This is a genomic window from Halomonas sp. WWR20, assembly GCF_054602495.1.
In genome coordinates this window covers 1-4,001 of the sequence record NZ_JBTRHR010000019.1, presented here as the reverse complement: position 1 = coordinate 4,001, position 4,001 = coordinate 1, and the positions used below count along the sequence as shown (strand labels likewise).

Annotated in this window: 2 protein-coding genes; both read right to left on the bottom strand. The window is 60.3% G+C overall.

Annotation, left to right across the window (positions count from 1 at the left end):
• Window positions 1–148 precede the first annotated feature (148 nt).
• Entirely contained in the window at window positions 149–2,113 is a 1,965-nt protein-coding gene (locus ACW4DH_RS18890) for a glycoside hydrolase family 127 protein (RefSeq protein ID WP_459637953.1), read from the bottom strand.
• Between the two features lie 42 nt (window positions 2,114–2,155).
• Entirely contained in the window at window positions 2,156–3,562 is a 1,407-nt protein-coding gene (locus ACW4DH_RS18885) for an MFS transporter (protein ID WP_459637952.1), read from the bottom strand.
• Between the last annotated feature and the right edge of the window lie 439 nt (window positions 3,563–4,001).

Here is a 4,001-nt window from a genome sequence, read left to right as displayed (position 1 = left end):
CTCGAAGACGACAAGGGACAGGTCGTGCGTGGGTCACACGAGACGCAACCGGGCCAGTTGCTGACAGCCCGGTTGGGAGAGGGAAAGCTGAAGGTGGAGGTCAAACGCCGGCTGAAGAAATAGCGCGCCCGCCATCGCGGGCCGGCGCTCAGCGTGCCTCGTTGACCCACACGCGCATCTCCCCCTCGCCCCGGTTGGCCCAGGCGAAATAGGGCATGAAAGTCGCGGTGCAGTCGCTCAACGCGGGGGCGCGATCGAAACGATAGAGGCTGTCGTTATCGCTCGGCGTCTCGCGCCCTGCCTCGGCCCGAATCAACGTCATGCCCGCCAGCGTATCGGTGCCTTCGGCGGTGGTCAGTCGGCCATCGCGATACAGGGCGATGTTATGCAGACGCTCGCCGTTGTCGGCCTGCTCCAGACAGTAGACCAGCGGACCGCGCTGAAGCGCCACCCGCCCGGCGTTGTGGCGCACGCCGGGGTGTGAATAGACGCGACGTATCGGCATCTCCAGCGTCAGGGCGATACGATCGCCGTCGTGCCACTGCCGGTCGAGTTCGATATAGCCGTTGTCGGCCGCGCTTGCATCGCAGCGCTCGCCGTTGATCTCGACAGTAAAGCCCGCCGCCCAGCCGGGAATGCGCAGCGCCAGGCTGGCCCTGATCGGGCTGGCGGCCTGCAGCGTCAGCTCGACGTCGCCGCGCCACGGCAGCGCGCTCTCCTGGCGTAGTGTCAGTGTGCCGCCATCCAGTGGCAGCTCAAACTCGCCACCGATATAGAGGTGAACGAAGGCCCTGTTCTCCCTGCAGCCCACCACATAACGATCAAGAGAAGCGATCAGACGCGCCAGGTTGGGCGGGCAGCAGGCGCAGGTGAACCAGCGCTGGCGCACCGGCTTGACATGGCGCAGGACGAGATTGTCGCCCAGTATCTTGGGGTCGACTTCCAGCGGATTGACGTAGAAGAAGTGCTGACCGTCCAGTGCCATGCCCGCCAGTACGTTGTTGTACAAGGCGCGCTCCATGACATCGGCGTAGCGCCGGTCGGCGTCCATCATCAGCATCTGCCGCGCCAGGAACATCACCCCGATGGCAGCACAGGTCTCGCCGTAGATGGCGTCGTTGGGCAGGTCGAAATCCGAGGTGAAGGACTCCCGAGGTGCCTGGGCACCGATGCCACCGGTCACGTAGAGCTGGCGGGAGGCCATGTTGTCCCACAGCCGTCGACAGGCTGCCAGCAGTGCTTCGTCGCCGCTGTGGCGAGCCAACTGCGCCATGCCGGTGCAGAGATAGGCGAAGCGCACCGCATGGCCGACGGCGCGGTCCTGCTCGTAGACCGGCAGATGCGCCTGGCTGTAGCCCTTGTCGTGCAGCATGAACGGCTGCACGCCGTCGCCGCCTTCACCGAAGTCATGATGGGTACCGCCGCGTCGTTCCCACTCACGATCGTAAAAGTGCGGCTGCCGGCCACGTTCATCGACGAAAAAGCGGCACAGCGCCAGATGCCGCTCGTTGCCGGTGACTTCATACAGCCGCATGAGGGCCAGCTCGATCTCCGGGTGGCCGTCGTAACCGGCGATCTGTCCCGGCCCGTGGCCGAAGACCGAATCGATATGCTCGACGAAGCGGCACATGACGTCGAGCAAGCGCCGCTTGCCGGTCGCCTCATAGTAAGTCACCGCAGCCTCGATCATATGGCCGGCACAGTAGAGTTCGTGGCACTCGCAGAGATTGCTCCAGCGCTCTTCCGATGCGTTGCAGATAAAGTAGGTGTTGAGGTAGCCATCGGGCTGCTGGGCCCTGGCGATCAGCTCGATGGTGTCATCGGCCCGACGCTCCAGCGTCTCGTCGCGCTGGCGCCGCAGCAGCCAGGCGACCGCCTCCAGCCATTTGGCGACATCGCTGTCCTGGAACACCATGCCGTAGTAGTCGCCCTGCCGTTCGCCGGCGGCGATACGAAAATTGTCGATCGCATGGCTGGGCGCGGCATCCGGCACCCTATCGTTGAGCACTTCCCACTGGTAGGGCACTACCACATCCCTGACCAGATCGATATAACGGGACCAGAAGCTGTCGGTGATCCGGCCGCGGTGGCCGCCTGTTTGATCTTGGCTCATATCGGTTCCTTGCGAAAATGAATCACTGCGGCCCGGGTGTTGTCAGCTCGGCTCGCCCGCTTCGGCGTCCCGATGTCTCAGGTCACGCTTGATCGTTTCTAGAAAGGGTTCATTGACCTTGAAAAAGCAGGTGATCAGTGCCAGCAGAAAGTGAAAGATCCCCGGGACAATCGTCGCCAGCAGCACAATGCCGTTCAGCGAGGTCGCGGTCTGGTTTTCCAGGCCGGGCTGATAGCTGACGAGAGAGAGCGTAAAGCTGACGATGGCGCCGCCGGTCGCCCAGGCCAGCTTGATAAAAAACAGGTTGAAGGCGAAGGTCATGCCCGACGTTCTTTTACCCGTTTTCCACTCGCCATACTCGTCGGTGAACGCCATCATGGAAAAGCTTAACGGCAGCAGGAAGCCGAGAATCATGCAGCCGACCAGATTGAGCCCGACCCAGACGATCCTGTACTCACCGGGTACCACATAGACGAGGCAGGAGCCTATCCCCAGCACGATATTGGTCAGGATGAAGAGCCTGACGGTCTCGATGCGGCGAGTCAGGTAATTGACCAGAATGCTACCGACAATACCCGACAGCGTCGCCACACCGAAAAAGAACGAAATGAAGGAGGGAGACCCTTCAAGATAATACTGGATAAAGTAGATCGCCGATCCGCCCTTGACATTGAAAACGTTCATCAGGGTAAAGGTGATCAGAAACATCAATACCAACTGATCGTTCCTGACCGTGTTGGTGATCAAGGTCTTCATACTATAGTTGTGGTCACGCAGGTCGGTGCGTTCTCTGACGCTGGCAAAGCAGATCAGGAACATGACGACCGCCAGTGCAGCCAGAAGCGCCACGCCCGACTGGTAGCCGAAGGCCATGTCCCCCTGCCCCAGCCAGTCGGCCAGCAGCGGCAGGCCCACCATGACGCAAAAGGCCGCCACGCCGCTCAGCGCAAAGCGATATGTCTGACAGGAGACCACTTCGCGGGTGCTTCTGGTGATCACATTGATCAGCGCGCAATAGGGCACATTGATCGCGGTGTAGCACAGTGAGAGCAGGAAATAGGTGACCACGGCGTAGCCGATCAGCGCGCCGCCGCTCAGGCCGGGCGAAAAGAATGCCAGAAAGAGGATGATCCCCATCGGCAACGCAATCCAGAGCTGCCAGGGGCGATATTTACCCCAGCGGGTGCGCGTTCTGTCCGCCAGCATCCCCATCATGGGATCGGTAAAGGCATCCAGAATACGCAGCACCATGAACATGGTGCCCACTACCGCCGGGGCCAGTCCGAAGATATCCGTATAAAAGAACGTCAGGAAATTACCGATCAGCGCAGTGACAATGGTGCCACCGGCATCACCAAGTCCGTAGCCGATCTTTTCACGACGCCCCAACCTGGTATCGGCATCGGCATCGGTAATACCCCCAAGATCTCCTGCAAGACCAGTCGCCATCGTGCGCTTCTCCTCGGATTAGGGCCGCCAGCCATCCACTGCATCGAAGAGCTTGTTTTTCAAGGACGGCCCGAGAGTGGCGAGGAGTCTACATTTGGCAAATTCATCGCCGCCTCCTCGCCCATCGAAGTGAGTCGAAGCTATCCTAATTAGAGGAATCAAATAAAATAACGATTCCGCACGAAAGCAATATCCGTTTCTTTATCGATGTTTAACTGCAGCGACTCTGATGGGATTTTTATCTCGAGATAACGACCCGGAGGCCTACTAAGGTCTACACCGATAGCGACCATTTCTTGACGACAAAGCTTCCGCCGCTGCCGAATAACGGGTATTGGGTCGCGGCTACGCGATTCTCGAAGACGACAAGGGACAGGTCGTGCGTGGGTCACACGAGACGCAACCGGGCCAGTTGCTGACAGCCCGGTTGGGAGAGGGA

What these genes read in the sequence shown, in the direction of transcription:
- ACW4DH_RS18890 (WP_459637953.1), bottom strand. Translation starts at nt 2,113, where the DNA reads ATGAGCCAAGATCAAACAGGCGGCCACCGCGGCCGGATCACCGACAGC.
- ACW4DH_RS18885 (WP_459637952.1), bottom strand. Translation starts at nt 3,562, where the DNA reads ATGGCGACTGGTCTTGCAGGAGATCTTGGGGGTATTACCGATGCCGAT.